The sequence below is a fragment of the Priestia megaterium genome (genome assembly GCF_041941685.1).
Taxonomy (GTDB): Bacteria; Bacillota; Bacilli; order Bacillales; family Bacillaceae_H; genus Priestia; species Priestia megaterium_C.
On record NZ_CP130958.1, the window covers coordinates 3,303,625 to 3,320,900 of the forward strand.

The following is a 17,276-nucleotide window of genomic DNA, read 5'->3' on the forward strand; positions in this document are numbered from 1 at the left end:
AACTAACAATGACAAAAATGCCAAAGAATTTCTTATGGGGCGGCGCATTAGCAGCTCATCAATTTGAAGGTGGATGGAACCAAGGCGGAAAAGGACCGAGCGTAGTAGACGTTATGACTGCAGGTGCGCACGGTGTACCGCGACAAATCACTGAAACAGTGGAAGATGATAAATTTTATCCGAATCACGAAGCAATTGATTTTTATCACCGCTACAAAGAAGATATCGCGCTGTTTGCAGAAATGGGCTTAAAATGCTTGCGAACTTCTATTGGCTGGAGCCGTATTTTCCCTAAAGGCGATGAAGCTGAGCCAAACGAAGAAGGACTAAAATTCTACGACGATGTATTTGATGAACTGTTAAAGCACGGAATCGAACCGGTTATTACGCTGTCTCACTTTGAAATGCCTCTGCATTTAGCTCGAGAATACGGCGGATTTAGAAGCCGAAAAACGGTAGATTGCTTTGTGAAGTTCGCTGAGGTTTGTTTCGACCGCTATAAAGACAAAGTGACGTACTGGATGACGTTTAATGAAATTAACAACAAAATGGACGTGAACAACCCTCTATTCTTATGGACGAACTCCGGCGTTTCTGTAAAACCGGGTGAAAATGCAAAAGAAGTGATGTATCAAGCGGGACATCATGAACTGCTTGCAAGCGCTCTTGCCGTATCAAAAGGAAAAGAAATTAATCCAAATTTCCAAATCGGAGCAATGGTGTCACACGTGCCAATTTATCCGTATTCTTCAAATCCTGAAGATGTGATGTTAGCAGAAGAAACAATGAGACAGCGCTACTTCTTCCCTGACGTTCAAGTTCGCGGCTATTATCCAAGCTATGCGTTAAAAGAATTCGAACGAGAAGGCTATCATATTCCGTTTGAAGAAGGCGACGAAGAAATTTTACGAAACGGAAAAGTTGATTATTTAGGCTTCAGCTATTACATGTCTACAACGGTTAAAAGCGACGTTGAAGCTGACAACACGGGCGATATCGTAAACGGCGGATTGCCAAACGGCGTAGCAAATCCTTATATCAAATCAAGCGATTGGGGCTGGTCAATTGATCCAACGGGCTTGCGCTATACGTTAAACCGCTTCTATGACCGCTATCAAATTCCGCTGTTCATCGTAGAAAACGGATTTGGCGCTATCGATACAGTTGAAGAAGACGGATCCATTCATGACGCATCACGAATTGAATATTTAAAATCGCACATCGAAGCGTTAGAAAAAGCTGTGACGTACGATGGTGTTGATTTAATGGGCTACACGCCGTGGGGAATTATTGATATTGTTTCCTTTACAACAGGCGAAATGAAAAAGCGATACGGCATGATTTATGTCGACCGTGACAACGAAGGAAACGGATCAATGAAGCGCTATAAAAAAGATTCCTTTAACTGGTATAAACATGTAATTGAAACAAATGGTGAAGAACTATAAGAAATTAGAAAAAGCCGGACTCCTGCGTAAAGACATAGGAATCCGGCTTTTTTAAAACGTGTAAAAATAAAGGCAAATACGTTATCTCGGTTTATCTACTAGCTGCGTTTGAGCAATTTCTGTTTGCTTAATTCCCGCTCGTTGAATTTCATCCGCAAACGATTCATGTTTCAGCGTTTTGATTACCTTTTCGCTTCCATCTCGAAGAGTATACACTCTAAATTCATACATACTCTGCCCTCTCCTTTAAAATAAGATTGATGCGATACATTAGATGCGCTCCTGTTAAAAGCCACTCATAATAGAGGTAACTTTTTTCTCTTCTTTACTTTACCCACTTCTTTTGGGAACTAGACAAAGAGTTTTAATCTGACGCTATAGAAAACAAACAAGAAGCCTTTGCGGCAAGCAAAGGCTTTGATCTATTTAATATTATTGTTCAAAGATGGTTCCTTTTTTAAATTTTGAATGTTTAAAAGCAAATTTCGTTAAAAGAATATAAGAGATTCCTGCGACTACAACTCCTATAATCCAGCCTAAATCGACTTCGATAAACGCAGCACCTGCACCGATGAGCATCGCAAGCATGGCGCACGGATTGTAGCCGGAAAACGGTCCTTCTTCTTGATACAATTCTTCTACGTTTACTCTTTGTTTCCGTAAAATATAGTAATCGACCAATAAAATAGAAACAATCGGCCCTAAAAAAGCAGAGTAAATCAAAATGAACAGCCCAAGTCCTGCAGCTGACGAATCTTGAACAAGCACCCAAGGGAATGAACAGAAAGCAAGCAGTCCGGTAATGGTAACGGCTACTTTATAATTTGCTTTTGTCAGCATGGTAATGACATACGTAGGCGGAATAATATTTGCCACCATGTTTACGGCAATCACGCCAATCACAATAAAAGCTGATACAGCGACGGTAATATATGAATTATCCACTACAACCGCGAACGCTTTGACAGGATTGGATATGCCCGTAGCAGAAGCAAGCATTGCTCCGATTGTAAGAACGAATCCGTAGGCTACTAGAATTGGTGTAAAGTATAAGAACCCACGCTTTGTGTCGCTAATTCCTAGCTTCAGTTCTCTAGAGTAATCGGCTGCGCTTAGAAAAATCGCCGCATAATTTCCCATAAACATCATAATGAAAGAAAAGAACGGAAGTCCCCATGAACCTTTTGTATGTACCCACTTCTCCCCTACTACCTCACTATGAGAAGTTAAAAGAACACCAAATACGTAAACGAGGCCAAGCAATATGATGATTGAAGCAAGCATCTCTACCCATTTAACCGCGTGGAAGCTGTACAGAGAAAGCACAATTTGCAGCAGCTGAATGATAATAAAGCAAAGAATAAGATTATCAAAAGACCCTTTGCTCACAATTTTCCCGATTTCGTTTAAAGCGGTACCGCCTGTCCAGCTTTGGAAACCATACCAAATGATAGCTGGAATACCTCGTAAAAGAGACGATATGACGGAACCTTTTATTCCAAAAGACATTCGAAGCTGCATCACATACGGTATACCCGTCTTATAGCCAATTCGATCATTTAACACAAAAAAAGTAGAAATAATACCAATGGCAATAATCGCTGCCACAAACGTTTGAAAAAGATTTAATACCGCAGTACCTGCTACTACTAAGCTTGCGCCAAGCGTCATATTTCCTAAATTAACGCCGTCTCCAATCCACATAAACATATAGGACATCGGAGTTAGCTTTCGATCACTTTCCGCTTTTGGCTTCAGTGACGGATCAAGACCTGCATCTTGATGAGAATGCACCTCTTCTATAACAGTACTTGTTGCATTTGTAGACACTATACAACCAACTCCTTTTTTATAATATTCCCACTCTTATTTCTAACATTAGATGTAAGTTAACTTAACATGTACATAGTGTATATGAATTTTGCCGTAAGTTCATTATTATTTATGTGAATTTTCTGATATTTTTTTGTGCGATTTGACTAATTTTTGACCTCGGCTCGCAACATACAGAAGTTGATAGTAATAAAAAATCCAAGCGCTTACTATAAGCGCTTGGATGAGTCAGCTAGTATTTATTTTTCACAGGCGATATAGTCTTTATCTCGATCTAGCTTTGTATTGGCATCATACAGTGATTTTGACACATACGGTTTGTACTTTGTTTTGCCGCCTTTATTTTTCACATTAGCCGCACGAGCAACGCCGCCTTTGTAGTCTTTGTTTAATTCCGTGCAGTTTTTGTAAGATTTAGCTGCCGCATCTACGTTTGAAACTGTGCTAAAAGATACGCTCGTTAATAAACCGAAAGATAGAACAACTGGAAAAATCTTTTTCATAATGGATACTTCCTTCCTATATTTTTTCTAATTAATAATAGAATGTTCTATCAATCTTTTCAATCTTTTTTTTACATTTAAACTACTATTATCCAATTTTATTTGCGAGTAACTTTAAGAGTCTTCACCGCTTGTTTAGCCGCTTCTGCAATCAGTTTATCATTATACTTCGCATCTTTTTCCGTACGATTGGAGAGGATCGCAAGAATAATTGGATCTCCTTTTGGCGGCCAAAGGATAGCAATATCATTTCGCGTCGCGTATGAGCCTGCGCCTGTCTTATCGGCTACTTCCCAGCTTTTCGGCACGCCCGCTCGTATTAACGCATCCCCTGTTGTGTTTCGCTTCATCCAATCTGTTAAAAGTGCACGTTTGTTTTCAGGAAGTGCCTGTCCAAGTACATACGTTTGAAGACTTGTAGCGAGCGCTCTCGGTGTACTTGTATCGTGGGTTTCTCCTGGATTCACTTCATTTAAATCCGGTTCAAAGCGCTCAGGCAGCGTCACATCGTCTCCTATTTTTTCTAAAGCTTCTTTAAATCCATCCGGTCCGTCCAGCTGCTGCAGAATTAAGTTCCCTGCCGTATTGTCGCTGTAGCGAAGCGATGCATCCGCGAGTTCTCGAAGAGTCATGCCTGTATCCACGTGTTTTTCTGTAATGGGATTATAGTTTACAAGGTCATCGCGCGTATAAAAGATTCGTTCGTTGAGATCTTCGATTGACTTCTGCTGTAAAAGTGCACCGACAGCAAGAGCTTTATGAGTAGACGCATAAGCAAAACGCTCATCCGGATGATACGTTACCGTTTTATTGGTACCCGTATCTAATGCAAAAACGCCAAGATTCGCATCATATTTTTCTTCAAGCTTAGCAAACTCTCGATCACTCTTAGTTTCTTGTCTGTGACATTTTACCGTTTCAGCATGCACCTCGCTGCTTGAAAAGCTTACAGCCGCCGCGCACGACAGAGCGAGTACAGGCATCATTTTTTTAAGCTTTGAAGTACGAAACATCTCTTTCCATGTCTTCATTACCCTTCAACACCTTTCAAAAAAGTATTTAGTATGTATTCTCTTAAGTAGAGATTACCAACAATGCTATTTTATCAATTGTTTATCCCCAAAAACATGATAGCTTTATCACATTTATATAATAAAAGTGTCTAACACTGAAGATGAGCAGTATGAAAACCGTAAGTATTTTAAAAAACAGGCGGCGTAACTGAGAATAAAATCGCCGCTTTCTCCTCAAACGGATTGTCCCATTTGTGCTTCAGATGCGAAGGGATTTTGACGCTGTCTCCTTTTTCTAGCACGTATACTTCCTCTTCCAAAGACACCTTAATTTTTCCTTCTAAGACATATGCCACTTCCTCCCCTTTATGCGCTAAAGGAGATTCTGATGAAGACTTCATCGGCGGTACTTCCATGATCGCTGTAGCTAGATTTCCCGTAAAGTCTGGTGATACTAGCGAATACGTTAACTCTTTTACTTTCATCGTTTTACGCTCGTTCGCCCGCACGACTAAATGAGAGGTGTTTATTTCTTCAAGTAAAAAGCTGAAAGTAGGAACATCGAGGCATTTAGCTAAAATTTTAAGCGTTGAGATGGACGGATTAGCTAATCCCCGTTCAATTTGACTTAACATAGACGGCGTAATCTCCGCTAATTTGGCTAATTCCCGACTGCTTAGCCCCTTTGCTTTTCGAAATTTCTCTACTTTTTTTCCAATATCTATGTTTTCCATGATGATTCCTCCGTAAAAGATGTTTAATCACATTTAATTTTATTAAATTAAACTTAATAAACGGCACTACTTATGTTAAATTATATTTAATAAATAAAATATATTTTAATACTATCACAGTATGGAGGAAGAAAAAATGAACGACATCTTCACTTTTTTGATTCTCACATTATTTGTTATTATGAGTCCTGGTATTGATACTGCTCTTATTACCAAACGAACGATGGCAGATGGACAAACGGGCGGCTATAAAATGGCATTAGGCTTAGCGAGCGGCTCTTTAGTTCATACATTCGCCGCCGCGTTTGGTTTATCTGCTCTTCTCCTTCAGTCAGCTCTGGCATTTGAAATCGTAAAATATGCAGGAGCCCTGTACTTAATGTACTTAGGAATCTCTGCTTTTCTTTCTAAAAAAACCGATACAGTTTCTCCTATAAAAGAGGAGCAGTCAAAAGAAACATCCGCTTTTCGTCAAGGCCTTGTCTCAAACGTTCTTAACCCAAAAGTAGCTGTGTTTTTCTTAACTTTTTTACCTCAATTTGTTCAAAGTGATCAAAATGTAACGCTTCAATTACTTCTTATGGGAATAACATACACGATCCTTGCTATCACGTGGTTTTTCGTATTCGTCTTTTTTATTAACTATTTACGAAAATGGCTCACAACACCTAGCGTTCAGCGCTTTATGGATAAAGCAACAGGAGTCGTTTTAATCGGTTTTGGATTAAAGCTGGCTTTTGAAAAACATAAATAAGAAAATATGTTAGTTGAAGGAAGTTCCGAACGAGTTTGATTCTTGATGGAGAATCAAACTCGTTCGGATTTTTCATTGGCAGGGTAAATGTAAGTGCTTCTAGCTATTAATTGGAGGGCAAGACGAAGACTCCTGCGGGAAAAGCGGAAATCGTGAGACCCCGCAGGAGCGCAAGCGACGAGGAGGCTCACCGACCGCCCGCGGAAAGCGAAGTCTTGCACGGAATTTAATAGCGGTGTCACAAGCAGTTCAGCTCCTTTATCTCATTTGTTAGCCTTTAGATGAAATTGGTTTCGTTCTGTCTCATTCTGTTTCGTCATTTATACACGTCAGGTTCATAGAGATAGACTTTAAGATCAAGCTTTCCATCCGAAGAAACGAGTATTCCTTCCGCTTCGAGTGAAAGTTTTTGAACAACGTACATTCCTTCGTCTTTAAACCCAATTTCTCCTTTAGAATTAATGACTCTGTGCCAGGGGAGATTATGTTTCTTACTCATCGAATGCAGTACTCGTACAACTTGCCTTGCACCTCGCGGACTACCAGCCAGGCCGGCAATTTGTCCGTATGTCATTACTTTCCCGGATGGTATTTGTTTAATAAGTGCTACTGCTCGTTCTGTAAAACTCATGCTGCCCCTCCTTTTATTCTTTAGTACAACATTACCATAATCATTAAACATTGAAGTAATCACTCGATTTTTCTTCAGCAACATTATAAGATAATAATAAGAAGTACGCTCATCATTGTTCAACATACTCCAAACAAATGCTTACTGATTATTTCCTATTCTTCAACTAACAAATCTTTGTGCGAGTGGCAGCTTATACCTCATTTATGACACTGTGATTATAAAAACGTTACAGAAACCAACACAGCAAGGTACGTAGAAGCGTTACATGATAAGATAAACAGTAGATACTAGTACAAATTCAAATTGATGCTGACGAATAAGTAATCATTTAAAAAGTGGTGAGAAAATGACAAAATGGCTTAGTGTAAAAGAGTTATCTGAAGAAACGAGTATTCCTACTTCAACGATTAGAAGATATATAGATAAATTCCAATATTTCTTTATACAAAAAGAAGATCATCGACCAAAACAATATGAAGCTGCGGCTGCGACCGTTTTACTGAAAATTAAGCAGCTTTATGATGAGGGCTGTCAAGCAGAAGAAATCAATGAAGCGCTGCAAAAAGAATTCTCTTTAACTACAAGCGAGGATCAAGCTGCCGTGTCTATAGAAGAAGCCGAAGACAAAGAGGACACAGAGAACACAGCAGAAGCAGCTGACCAGCCCGAGGCCGACGACCAGCAGCCGACATCTCCCGAACAGCCGGTACAGCCTTCACCCCAACAAGAGCCTGATACAAAACAAATTCTTCAGGAAAAAGATAAGCAGCTTATTCAATCTTTGCGTAAAAGCTTGCGTGAACAGCAGGCCATTTCAGAATTAGTAGAAGCTTCAAAAGAAAGCAGCGTAGTAGGTAAAAAGAGATCGATTTTAAAACGATTATTCCAACGAAAAAAGAACTAAGTTTGTAAACAAGTCTAGGCTACGAAACTCCTTTATTTCTGGTCATTAAATTTATGTAAAACAAAGTTTCTAAACTGTTTAACAGCCGGTGATAGATATCTTCCTTCAATCCATGCTAGTCCAATTACTCGGTGGCAGTTGGCTTTAGCTAATGGGATTTTCACTATTTTACTTTGATCGATTCCATGTAAATCTGGAAGGATAGAAATTCCTAAGCCGGCTCCTACAAGTCCCGCTACGGTATCAGCTTCTTCTCCTTCAAACATGATGTGAGGCTTTACCCCTGTCTCTTCAAATAACTGCTCAAACGTAAGACGAAGAGAAAAACCTTCTTTTAAGTGAATAAATGATTCTTCAGCAATTTCTTCTAGCGGGATACGTTCACGATCAGCATACCGGTGATTTTTCGGTACGATCACAAACAGCTCTTCACTCCAAAGATGCTGCCACTTGATGACCGATTTCTCTTCCATAGGCGCAATCAAACAAAGATCCAGTTCGCCCAGCTGCAGCTGCTCAAGAAGAACGTGAGAAGGGCTTTGCCTCAGTTGAAAATTAACCTTAGGATATAAGCTGCGAAATGACGCGATTAAATCTGGAATCAAATCTGTGCTGAGCGTATGTAAAAATCCAAGTGACACCTGCCCTTTTTCAGGATCTAGCAGCGCTTGAATTTCCTCTTGTCCTTGATCAAATTCTTTCATTATGTTATCTACACGCTTTAAAAAAACTTTACCATATTGATTTAATTGAATGGAACGTCCTTGCCGGTCAAATAGAGGCGCTCCTACTTCCTCTTCAAAACGAGCAATTGAACGACTGAGCGCAGGCTGCGTAATTAACAGCTCTTCTGCTGCTCGCGTCATATGCTGCGTACGTGCTAGCGTTTGAAAATATTTAAACTGCTGCCATTCCACTTTGTACCATCTCCTTATCAAGCTACTTCATTCATTACACAGATACATGGAAAATGTAATTATAATGAATTATACATTATAAATAGCGGGTGTTACGATAAAAAATGGAAACATACTCGAGGAAGTTTTTAATTCATCTTGACGATTGCTGTATACGGCACTTATAAAATTTTATACTCATCATTTTTTAGCAGAAAGAAGAATTTGTCATGAAACGTAAGGAAAGTTATTAAAAAGCTAACTAAGATATCGTAGTAAATTCACATCAAAAAGACCTTTCTATCGCAATCAAAGAAAGGTCTTTTTTGAGAATGTAAAACACATTTTTTCTTGTATGTACCTCTTAAAGTAAACTTTTTAAAGTTTAACCCGTTCTACTAACTGCAGCAGTTCATCATTAGGTCCGTGAAATAAAATCATACGGCCGCCTTCAAGTGTTGGCTGAGGCTCAGATGATAAAAATTCAATTCCTTTGCTCTTATAATGTTGAATCGCCTTATTTATATCCTCTACCGTAAACGCAAGGTGGTTCACAATCCCGCTTTTGTTGTATTCGCCAATCGGATCAATATCTCGAATAAGCTCAATTTCGATACCCAGCTGTTCTTCAAGATACAAAAAAGCCATCTCTCTTTTTTTCGGTAGAGCCTTGAAGGCGAACTTTAAAGCCAAACATATCTCCGTAGTAGTGAATCGTTTCATCCATATCTCCAACAATAATTGCTGTATGTTCCATTTTCTTAATCATGAATATTCCTCCCTTTTCCCGTATTTAGTAAGTACAAGTAAACTATACCGCAATTTAGGCAATATGTATTTCCATATACCTTGAATTCTCATACTATGGTTAGGAAAATTCAAGCACTCTATCAATGCAGCTGCGCTATGATTTGAAAAATAACAAATAAAAAAACAAACCTCATTGGTTTGTTTTGGTTACGTATTTTATAGTCAGTCTCTGTTCAACAACGTTCGATAAGCCATGTTTTGTACCTTTGTACTGCAAACGATTTCACTCTCGTACTCAGGCGGTAATCATCTATCTACGATTACACATGTAACCGTCCGTCTCTCGGTTTGATTCCTTAGAGACAGTTCCCCTACCATTGTTTGGGTTTCTCGCTCGTGGGGTTTACCGCGTTCCACCTTTGCTGTTTCCAGCAAAGCTTCGTCACTGTGGCACTTTCAGGGATACTCGACCATATCCGAGGACTTAGGTGGTTTTTCCCGCCGTCAGCTAAGCTATAAGCCAAGCTGCCCTAGCTTATTTTTTCACTAGGCACGAACACTACGGGCATCTCAGCACCGTGCGAGCATGGACTTTCCTCTACATCAAATGATGCAGCGATTACCTGAACGTTATTTCAGATCGTCTATGAGTAGTATATGCGTTTTAGCTTGCCGAATCAAATGTAACTTTTGGTATGGATTCCATTTCAATTTTTGCAGCAAATTAAATAAAATAACTTGTTTCTGTACAATCTTTTTAGTAGATGAAACACCAGTAAGCCTAAGAAATATTCTCTTAATCCATTTCTACAGGGGAATACGTTGTTTCTTTATAGAATTATTCTATAAACTACATAAAAAGATAACAGAGGTGATGATACATGAACACTGAGTTAAAATTTGATTTTCATACCCATCACGACCGATGCGGACATGCTCGCGGTACGATTCGAGATTATATAGAGGCATCTATTGATAAAGGCCTTGATATCATTGGAATTTCGGATCATTCTCCTTATTTTGCGAGCGAAGAAGATCAGCCGTATCCTCACATTGCGATGGGAAAAAGCGCATTTTCCGGATATGTAGCTGAGATTTTGAAACTAAAAGAAGAATATAAAGAAAAAATTGAAGTGCTGTTAGGTGTGGAGTCTGATTTCTTCCCAGAGCATGCGGCGATATATCGTAGCCATTATGAAAAATATCCGTTTGACTACATAATCGGCTCTGTCCACCAAGTTGATGAAATCAGCATCTTTCATAAAACGCGCTGGGAAGGACTTTCTCAGCAAGAAAAGCAGCGCACGAAAGAAACGTATTATCAGCTGATCGAAGAGTCCGCCCGGAGCAGAATGTTTCAAATTCTTGGCCATATTGATGCCATGAAAGGATTCTATCCCTCTTTTTCTTCTATCGAGACAGCTGTAATTGATCAGACGCTAAAAGTGATTTCAGCACATGACATTGCCATAGAAGTGAATACATCAGGTAAAACCAAAGACTGCGGAGGCTGGTATCCTGCAGATGATATTTTAGAAAGAGCCCTGCACTACGGGGTAAACATTACATTTGGTTCTGATGCTCATGACCCGGAGCGCATTGGCGACGACTTTGAACTAGTAAAAAAGCGTCTTAAAGAAATAGGCTTTACAGATTGGGTCTTTTTTAGACAGAAAAAAATGCAGGTGGCACCTTTGTAAAATTTAAATAGACTCACAATAAAAATAAGCCTGAAAACACGCAGATGAAGGAACACCGCGTGTTTTCAGGCATGTGTTTTTTACTGAGAAACTTTGACTTTTGGAGATGAAGATAAATCTTCTCCGTTCGTTTCAATTACTTGTTGTTTAGGCACCATTTTTTCATCATCCTGACCTATCCTTATAGTCCCTCTACTATCTCCAACACTACTAATTTCCTACATAAAATATCCACATTTTATTTCAACTGTGCTACATTTAACTAAAAATGCTTTCTTAATGAGGGATACAATTGTGAATTTAGATTTAACAGCTTATATAACGCTTATCTGCACGTCCGGTGTTCTTAATCTATACTTATGTTTTTACGTATTTATTAAGCGTCACCACTACGCTAACATTGCGCATTTATTTATTCTTCATACGGGATTCACCGCCGTTTATTGTATTGGTGCGGCATTTAGCTTACTATCCGTTAACCTCGTGGAAATGAAATTTTGGACCGTTATTCAATACGTGGGCATGCCTTTTTCACCTCCTGCAGGACTGCTGTTTGTTATGCAGTATGTCGGCATAAAGGTGAGGAAAAAACATATTTTTGCACTTTTTATCATTCCGTTTATTAGTTTGATTATGGTCGCAACAAATGACTGGCATCACCTTCATTACCGAGTGTTTGAAATTGACCCAGTTTTAGGTGCTCCTTACGTTCATCAAGAAATTGGACCATGGTACACGATTCACGGCATGTTCATCTTTTCGTCTATGTTCGTTGCTTTTTTGCTCGCCGTTTACCGCTGGAAAGAAGCAGCCAAAGCTTACCGCCTGCAGTTAATTGCATTAATGGTCGGGCAATTAGTCCCTATCGTCACAGCTTTTGTCTATTTAATGGGCTTTACGCCGCAGGGAATTGATCCAGTTCCGATGGTTTTATGGGTTTCTTCTTTTTTATATTTATGGTCCATTAACTCATCGCGTATGTTTACGGTCATGCCCGTTGCGAAAGACGCCATATTTAACAGTATTAATGACGGTGTTATCGTACTTGATGAATCCTACAGGCTAATTGAATTTAACCTAGCGTCTAAAAACATGTTTCCGCAGCTAAAAAAAGCGATGTTCGGAAAACGTTTTGCTGATATTTGGTTAACGTTATCAGGCAGTTCGTTTCCTTTTACATTAGAAAATAAAAACAGCAGTCAAGAGCTGCAGCTTTTTTCTGGGGATCAATCTCAGTATACGTATCAAGTTCGCACCTCTCCTTTGCAGTATGCTAACAACAGTCCCGGCTTGCTGCTTATTTTTACGGATATCACGGAGCTAAAAAGACTTCAGCTAAAGCTTGAAAATCAAGCTTATTACGATGAGCTGACGCAAATTTATAATCGCAGAGCATTTTTTCAGCACAGCAAGCAAGCATTCGATGAAGCAAAAAAGTCCGCATCTTCTTTCACACTTCTTTTACTTGATATTGATTATTTTAAAAAAGTGAACGATACGTATGGTCATTATACCGGCGATCAGGTGCTTGTACATGTCGTAAAAGCCTGCCAGTCCGTATTACCGCAAGGAGCCCTTTTTGCTCGGTACGGCGGTGAAGAATTTGTACTCGCGCTAAAGGGCTATACTTTATCCGAAGGCGAAACGCTTGCTGACCAAATTCGCCGTCACGTCGAGACTCAGCCCTTACTGATTAATGAAGAAACCATTTCTGTTACGCTAAGTCTTGGAGTAGCACAAGCGGAAAAACAAGAAAATGAAACGTTAGATGAGCTGTTGAATAAAGCAGATATCGCCCTGTACGCTGCCAAACAACATGGACGCAACCAAGTACGGAGATATAAAGAGATAAAAGAAATCCTAAAAAGAACCTAAACAGCACTGTTTCGGTTCTTTTTGCTTTTGACTACTATTCTTTCATTTATCAAGTGAAAGTGTTAAAAGACTTGATTTTACCTATGTATTTGCGAGTAGATTATCCTATAAACTATACGTAGATCAAAAAAAGGAGAGATACAGATGAAGATTACACATATTCGTAACGCTACTCTAATTGTTGAATACGGAAGAAAAACGTTTTTAATTGATCCTATGTTAGCGGAAAAAGACACTTACCCTCCTTTCCCAAATTCGATCAGACAAGATCAAAACAACCCTTTAGTGAACTTACCGATATCCGTTGAAGAGATTATTGATGGTGTAGATGCGGTTATTGTCACTCACCTCCATTTAGACCATTTTGACGATGCGGCTAAGCAGGCTTTGCCAAAAGACATCAAAATATTCGTTCAAAATGAAGAAGATACCGCAGTAGTAAAAGAAGCTGGTTTTAAAAATGTAGAAGCACTCACAAAGAATACAGTCTTTCAAGGCATCCAATTAATCAAAACAAAAGGCGAACACGGAAGAGGAGAAATTTTAAAGCGTACTGGTTTAGTATGCGGTGTTGTTTTTAAACATAAGAGTGAAAAAACGCTTTATGTAGCTGGAGATACGGTATGGTACCCTGCTGTTGGAAAAGAAATCAACACACATAAACCGGATGTCATTGTCGTAAACGGCGGCGATAATCAGTTTTTAGAAGGCGGTTCTCTTGTGATGGGGAAAGAAGATATTTACCAAGTTTTTAAAGCGGCCCCTCATGCTACGATTGTTTCTGTCCATATGGAAGCTGCAAATCACTGGACGTTATCAAGAGAAGAGTTAAAAAGCTTTATCAACGAAAAAGATATGGCGTCCCGCGTCTTTGTTCCAGATGATGGCGAGGTTTATACTCTATAAGTAAAAGGGATTAAGACATAAAAAAATCATTCCAATCTAAAGACAGACAAATGAGATCGCATGGATCGCTCGCTTATGACACCGCTGTTGATTTCCGTGCAAGGCTTCGCTTTCCGCTTGCGCTCCTGCGGGGTCTCATCCCTTTCCGCTTTTCCCGCAGGAGTCTTCGCCTTGCCCTCCAATCAACAGCTAGAAGTAACTAAATTGAGTAAACCTACCTTCCCTCTACCAATAAAAAAATTCGACCGATTCATCGTTCAGGTCACCCTTCAACTAACATACTTTTGCCCCAGCCTCTTTTTATAACCGTTTCATTTATCAAGTAGTAGTCGTAGTAGCAACCGCTGAAGTGCTCGCAATAACCGCTAGTATAGCCGCTTGCTGGGCTTGAATAACGGTTTCAATCGTTGTATAGATGCCTGTTTCGACCAGTCTAGAATCCTTTAGCTTTTCACTGATAACCAGATTAACCGCCAGCATAACATTGATGTCTTTCTGCCACTTAAAAAGTTTATCTGCATTCAGCTGCTTTACCGCTTCATGGATAATTTCAATTTCAGCTTCCGGTTTTTCAAACAGTGCTAATAAGCCAATGAATGGGTAATGCATTGCTTTTACTTTCATACCTGCCGATTCACAGATTTCTTTTACTGCTAGGCACCTTTCAATAAGGGTATCCCCATGTAAGTTTTTATCGATTGCGAGAATATGACTTAAAAATTGAAGGTCATTTCCTTTTTTAAATCCATGCTGCCCCAATGTGGTATAAAAGTGTTCAATTTCATGCATCAAATCGTCAACAGACTCGCTCGTTTCAGCTAATAAAACGGCAAGAGGTACATCACCGCTTGATGTGAGGAAGAGATGCTTTTTTTTCATGCCTTGATAAATTTCTATTGAACTTCGAACCATTTCTTTATGACTTCGACTCGACTCATTCGACAGCATAGCGGAAGCCGCGATATACGTAAATGGGCCTCTAGTAAACCCGCCTTGTACTAATTGATCATATACATCCAGAAATTCATGAAACGTTTCTTTTGGATTCTCATAGCTGGTATCTAGCATGGCTGCGATCGTAAACCGCTGTGATGATTTTAATGTAGAAAACATTCCTACTTGATTCTTAATATAGTCACTTAACTGTATATACTGTGGAAGCTTGAGCGATTTGCCTTTCACTGCATACATAGAAGCGATAGCCATAAACTGCTTGGGATCTGCCACTTTCCATTTTAGCTCGTTTTTTAAGCTGATATAAAAACCTCTATACTGATCTACTTTTTGTTGAATCGTTTCCGGTAGCATATCAACACGTCCTTTATTTGTCGTTAGCTTATATACGTAGCACTTTAATAAAAGTTTCAATATTCGGTAAATACCTGATGCATTTATAAGATACAAAAAAGACCCCGGAATATTCCGAGGTCTTTTTCCTTCAGTTCTACCTATTAACCTCTACCCGCTTGGAAAGAAGGATATTTTGTCATACCGCCATCAGCAAATAGTGTAATACCTGTTACGTAGCTTGCTTGTGATGATGCTAAGAATGCCGCAACTGATGCGATTTCTTCCGGGTTGCCGATGTAACCCATTGGAATCATGCTTTCTACGTCTGCACGCTGCTCTGGATCTGCGAATTTTTCAGCGTTGATTGGCGTATCGATTGCACCAGGTCCAATGTTATTCACGCGGATACCTTTTGGCGCATATTCAAGAGCCAATGTTTCCGTCATTAGTTTCATACCGCCTTTACTTGCTGCATAGTGGCCAAGGAATCATTTCGTGAACGCTGGACATGTTGATAACATTTCCTTTAATGTTATTTTCAACAAAATATTTAATCGCTTCGCGGCTTCCTAAAAACGCGCCTGTTAAGTTTGTATCGATGACTTGATTCCAGTTTTCTAATGATAATTCATGAGAAGGAACCGGGTTTTCAACACCAGCATTATTAACCATTACGTCTAATGTGCCGAATTCTTTAACAGCTGTCTCTACAAGGTTCACAACGTCTTCTTCTTTTGTTACGTCACCTCGAACAACAATTGCTTGACCGCCAGCTTGTTCAATTTCTTTTTTTACTTCTAGCGCTTCCTCTTCATTGCTGCGGTAGTTTACAACCACTTTTGACTGCTCTTGACCAAAACGAACGGCCATTGCGCGACCTATTCCTTTTGAACCCCCTGTTACAACTACTACTTTATCTTTTAAATCTGTATACATCTTGAAGTCCTCCTACTTTTTCTATGTGATATGCCTTGCTATACTGTACTAATTACAAATACAGTTTAGGTTTTAAAAAAAGAATAAGCGTTTCTCTATCTCTTCTTTCTCAAACTGTCATTCATTTGAAAAACAGCAAATTCACTTTTGTTTCTTTTAGTTACTTATAGTAACCAAGGGAAATAAAGTAGTCAAACTTTTTGTTTTATCATTCTTATTATTTATTTTCACCACTTACTCTCTTCATCTCTGTTCCCCGCAGGATTTGGTTACACACTTCCAATTAACTCCACTTCAAAAGTTTAAACTTTTTCCCTTGCAATTCTTAAATCAATGTATTATATTGTTGATGTATCAATTATTGATATGTCAAACAATTGTCCACAATCAAAAGTATGGAAATGACAATAAATAAGCTTAACGCCCAAAAAGAAAGGAATAATAACTATGACTATAAAAGATTTTAACGAAATTGCTTTAAAACGTCGTTCAATTAAAAAATATGATCCTTCAGTAAAAATTAGCCGTGAGGAAATGGAAGAAATTCTTACAGAAGCTATGCGCGCTCCTTCTTCTGTTAATATGCAGCCGTGGCGCTTTGTTGTAATTGAAACGCCGGAAGGAAAAGAAAAGCTAGCTAGACTTGCGAAATTTAACAGTGAACAAGTTAATACATCTTCAGCTGTTATTGCCGTGTTTGGTGACATGAACAACGTTGAATATGCAGATGAAATTTTCGGCAAAGCAGTAGAGCTTGGCTATATGCCTCAAGACATTAAAGAACAGCAGCTGAATTTCTTTAAGCCGATTTATGAAAACATGCCAAAAGCTGATATGAAAGACATCGTTCTGATTGATTCAGGACTTGTATCTATGCAGCTTATGCTTGTTGCTCGTGCTCACGGATATGATACAAATCCAATCGGCGGATACGAAAAACACTTAATCGCAGAAGAATTCGGTCTAGATAAAGAACGTTATCTTCCAATTATGCTTATCTCAATCGGTAAAGCAGCAAGCGAAGGCCATGCTTCTTACCGTTTACCAGTCAATACGGTTACAACTTGGAAATAAGTAATAAGAAATTAAGGTCCGTAAAA

The 17,276-nt window shown here is 39.1% G+C and carries 17 protein-coding genes, 1 other RNA gene and 1 pseudogene; 7 read left to right on the forward strand and 12 right to left on the reverse strand.

The features are described 5' to 3' along the window. Positions 1-8 precede the first annotated feature (8 nt). On the forward strand, positions 9-1,448 hold the full coding sequence (gene bglA / locus Q5794_RS17390; protein WP_164795865.1) for a 6-phospho-beta-glucosidase BglA: 1,440 nt from the start codon (positions 9-11) through the stop codon (positions 1,446-1,448). Positions 1,449-1,529: 81 nt separating this feature from the next. Here the strand turns inward: bglA and Q5794_RS17395 are convergent, their stop codons facing one another. From Q5794_RS17395 to Q5794_RS17415, 5 genes are all read right to left on the reverse strand, one after another. After that, positions 1,530-1,679 (reverse strand): hypothetical protein, encoded by a 150-nt coding sequence (locus Q5794_RS17395; protein WP_013058052.1) that lies wholly within the window; start codon positions 1,677-1,679, stop codon positions 1,530-1,532. A gap of 201 nt (positions 1,680-1,880) precedes the next feature. Further along, positions 1,881-3,278: an NCS1 family transporter gene (locus tag Q5794_RS17400; RefSeq protein ID WP_374988207.1), complete on the reverse strand. Its 1,398-nt coding sequence runs from the start codon at positions 3,276-3,278 to the stop codon at positions 1,881-1,883. 242 nt (positions 3,279-3,520) lie between these two features. After that, complete coding sequence (locus Q5794_RS17405) at positions 3,521-3,784, reverse strand: excalibur calcium-binding domain-containing protein (protein WP_192994488.1); 264 nt, start codon at positions 3,782-3,784, stop codon at positions 3,521-3,523. A 98-nt stretch (positions 3,785-3,882) separates the two neighbouring features. Further along, positions 3,883-4,815 carry a class A beta-lactamase gene (gene bla, locus Q5794_RS17410; RefSeq protein WP_374988208.1) on the reverse strand — a complete coding sequence of 311 codons (933 nt, stop codon included), beginning with the start codon at positions 4,813-4,815 and terminating at the stop codon, positions 3,883-3,885. Between the two features lie 170 nt (positions 4,816-4,985). Then, positions 4,986-5,531 carry a cupin domain-containing protein gene (locus Q5794_RS17415; protein WP_374988209.1) on the reverse strand — a complete coding sequence of 182 codons (546 nt, stop codon included), beginning with the start codon at positions 5,529-5,531 and terminating at the stop codon, positions 4,986-4,988. Between the two features lie 136 nt (positions 5,532-5,667). Between Q5794_RS17415 and Q5794_RS17420 the strand changes: the two genes are divergently transcribed. Beyond that, entirely contained in the window at positions 5,668-6,285 is a 618-nt protein-coding gene (locus Q5794_RS17420; protein ID WP_374988210.1) for a LysE family translocator, read from the forward strand. Between the two features lie 316 nt (positions 6,286-6,601). Here Q5794_RS17420 and Q5794_RS17425 read toward each other — a convergent pair whose 3' ends face one another. Then, positions 6,602-6,916 (reverse strand): MGMT family protein, encoded by a 315-nt coding sequence (locus Q5794_RS17425; protein WP_374988211.1) that lies wholly within the window; start codon positions 6,914-6,916, stop codon positions 6,602-6,604. A gap of 349 nt (positions 6,917-7,265) precedes the next feature. Here Q5794_RS17425 and Q5794_RS17430 point away from each other — a divergent pair, with 349 nt between their 5' ends. Further along, positions 7,266-7,823 (forward strand): MerR family transcriptional regulator, encoded by a 558-nt coding sequence (locus Q5794_RS17430; RefSeq protein WP_214986096.1) that lies wholly within the window; start codon positions 7,266-7,268, stop codon positions 7,821-7,823. A 32-nt stretch (positions 7,824-7,855) separates the two neighbouring features. On the opposite strand, the gene Q5794_RS17435 is transcribed toward Q5794_RS17430, so the two are convergent. The 4 genes from Q5794_RS17435 to rnpB all read right to left on the reverse strand — a co-directional run bounded on the left by Q5794_RS17435 (position 7,856) and on the right by rnpB (position 10,100). After that, a complete protein-coding gene (locus Q5794_RS17435; protein ID WP_374988212.1) occupies positions 7,856-8,740 on the reverse strand; it encodes a LysR family transcriptional regulator in 885 nt (294 codons plus the stop codon). Between the two features lie 357 nt (positions 8,741-9,097). Continuing rightward, positions 9,098-9,358 (reverse strand): VOC family protein, encoded by a 261-nt coding sequence (locus Q5794_RS17440; protein ID WP_374988213.1) that lies wholly within the window; start codon positions 9,356-9,358, stop codon positions 9,098-9,100. Then, positions 9,348-9,488: a VOC family protein gene (locus Q5794_RS17445; RefSeq protein WP_374988214.1), complete on the reverse strand. Its 141-nt coding sequence runs from the start codon at positions 9,486-9,488 to the stop codon at positions 9,348-9,350. The genes Q5794_RS17440 and Q5794_RS17445 overlap by 11 nt, the downstream gene beginning before the upstream one ends. A 223-nt stretch (positions 9,489-9,711) precedes the next feature. Then, positions 9,712-10,100: RNase P RNA component class B (gene rnpB / locus Q5794_RS17450), an RNA gene on the reverse strand. A gap of 250 nt (positions 10,101-10,350) precedes the next feature. On the opposite strand from rnpB, the gene Q5794_RS17455 reads away from it, so the two are divergent. The 3 genes from Q5794_RS17455 (at position 10,351) to Q5794_RS17465 (ending at position 13,950) form a co-directional block, all read left to right on the forward strand. Further along, positions 10,351-11,169: a histidinol-phosphatase gene (locus tag Q5794_RS17455; protein ID WP_374988215.1), complete on the forward strand. Its 819-nt coding sequence runs from the start codon at positions 10,351-10,353 to the stop codon at positions 11,167-11,169. 294 nt (positions 11,170-11,463) lie between these two features. Beyond that, entirely contained in the window at positions 11,464-13,044 is a 1,581-nt protein-coding gene (locus tag Q5794_RS17460) for a histidine kinase N-terminal 7TM domain-containing protein (RefSeq protein ID WP_374988216.1), read from the forward strand. Between the two features lie 144 nt (positions 13,045-13,188). Continuing rightward, positions 13,189-13,950, forward strand: a complete 762-nt coding sequence (locus Q5794_RS17465; RefSeq protein ID WP_374988217.1) for an MBL fold metallo-hydrolase — start codon at positions 13,189-13,191, stop codon at positions 13,948-13,950. Positions 13,951-14,268: 318 nt separating this feature from the next. Here the strand turns inward: Q5794_RS17465 and Q5794_RS17470 are convergent, their stop codons facing one another. Both Q5794_RS17470 and Q5794_RS17475 read right to left on the reverse strand, forming a co-directional pair. Next, positions 14,269-15,258: a DUF4003 family protein gene (locus tag Q5794_RS17470; protein ID WP_374988218.1), complete on the reverse strand. Its 990-nt coding sequence runs from the start codon at positions 15,256-15,258 to the stop codon at positions 14,269-14,271. A 143-nt stretch (positions 15,259-15,401) separates the two neighbouring features. Continuing rightward, positions 15,402-16,176, reverse strand: a pseudogene (locus tag Q5794_RS17475) (SDR family oxidoreductase). A 447-nt stretch (positions 16,177-16,623) separates the two neighbouring features. Here Q5794_RS17475 and Q5794_RS17480 point away from each other — a divergent pair. After that, positions 16,624-17,250, forward strand: a complete 627-nt coding sequence (locus Q5794_RS17480; RefSeq protein WP_268578391.1) for a nitroreductase family protein — start codon at positions 16,624-16,626, stop codon at positions 17,248-17,250. The last annotated feature ends 26 nt before the right edge of the window (positions 17,251-17,276 follow it).

What these genes read in the sequence shown, in the direction of transcription:
- bglA (WP_164795865.1), top strand. Translation starts at nt 9, where the DNA reads ATGACAAAAATGCCAAAGAATTTCTTATGGGGCGGCGCATTAGCAGCT.
- Q5794_RS17395 (WP_013058052.1), bottom strand. Translation starts at nt 1,679, where the DNA reads ATGTATGAATTTAGAGTGTATACTCTTCGAGATGGAAGCGAAAAGGTA.
- Q5794_RS17405 (WP_192994488.1), bottom strand. Translation starts at nt 3,784, where the DNA reads ATGAAAAAGATTTTTCCAGTTGTTCTATCTTTCGGTTTATTAACGAGC.
- bla (WP_374988208.1), bottom strand. Translation starts at nt 4,815, where the DNA reads ATGAAGACATGGAAAGAGATGTTTCGTACTTCAAAGCTTAAAAAAATG.
- Q5794_RS17415 (WP_374988209.1), bottom strand. Translation starts at nt 5,531, where the DNA reads ATGGAAAACATAGATATTGGAAAAAAAGTAGAGAAATTTCGAAAAGCA.
- Q5794_RS17420 (WP_374988210.1), top strand. Translation starts at nt 5,668, where the DNA reads ATGAACGACATCTTCACTTTTTTGATTCTCACATTATTTGTTATTATG.
- Q5794_RS17425 (WP_374988211.1), bottom strand. Translation starts at nt 6,916, where the DNA reads ATGAGTTTTACAGAACGAGCAGTAGCACTTATTAAACAAATACCATCC.
- Q5794_RS17430 (WP_214986096.1), top strand. Translation starts at nt 7,266, where the DNA reads ATGACAAAATGGCTTAGTGTAAAAGAGTTATCTGAAGAAACGAGTATT.
- Q5794_RS17445 (WP_374988214.1), bottom strand. Translation starts at nt 9,488, where the DNA reads ATGATTAAGAAAATGGAACATACAGCAATTATTGTTGGAGATATGGAT.
- Q5794_RS17455 (WP_374988215.1), top strand. Translation starts at nt 10,351, where the DNA reads ATGAACACTGAGTTAAAATTTGATTTTCATACCCATCACGACCGATGC.
- Q5794_RS17465 (WP_374988217.1), top strand. Translation starts at nt 13,189, where the DNA reads ATGAAGATTACACATATTCGTAACGCTACTCTAATTGTTGAATACGGA.
- Q5794_RS17470 (WP_374988218.1), bottom strand. Translation starts at nt 15,258, where the DNA reads ATGCTACCGGAAACGATTCAACAAAAAGTAGATCAGTATAGAGGTTTT.
- Q5794_RS17480 (WP_268578391.1), top strand. Translation starts at nt 16,624, where the DNA reads ATGACTATAAAAGATTTTAACGAAATTGCTTTAAAACGTCGTTCAATT.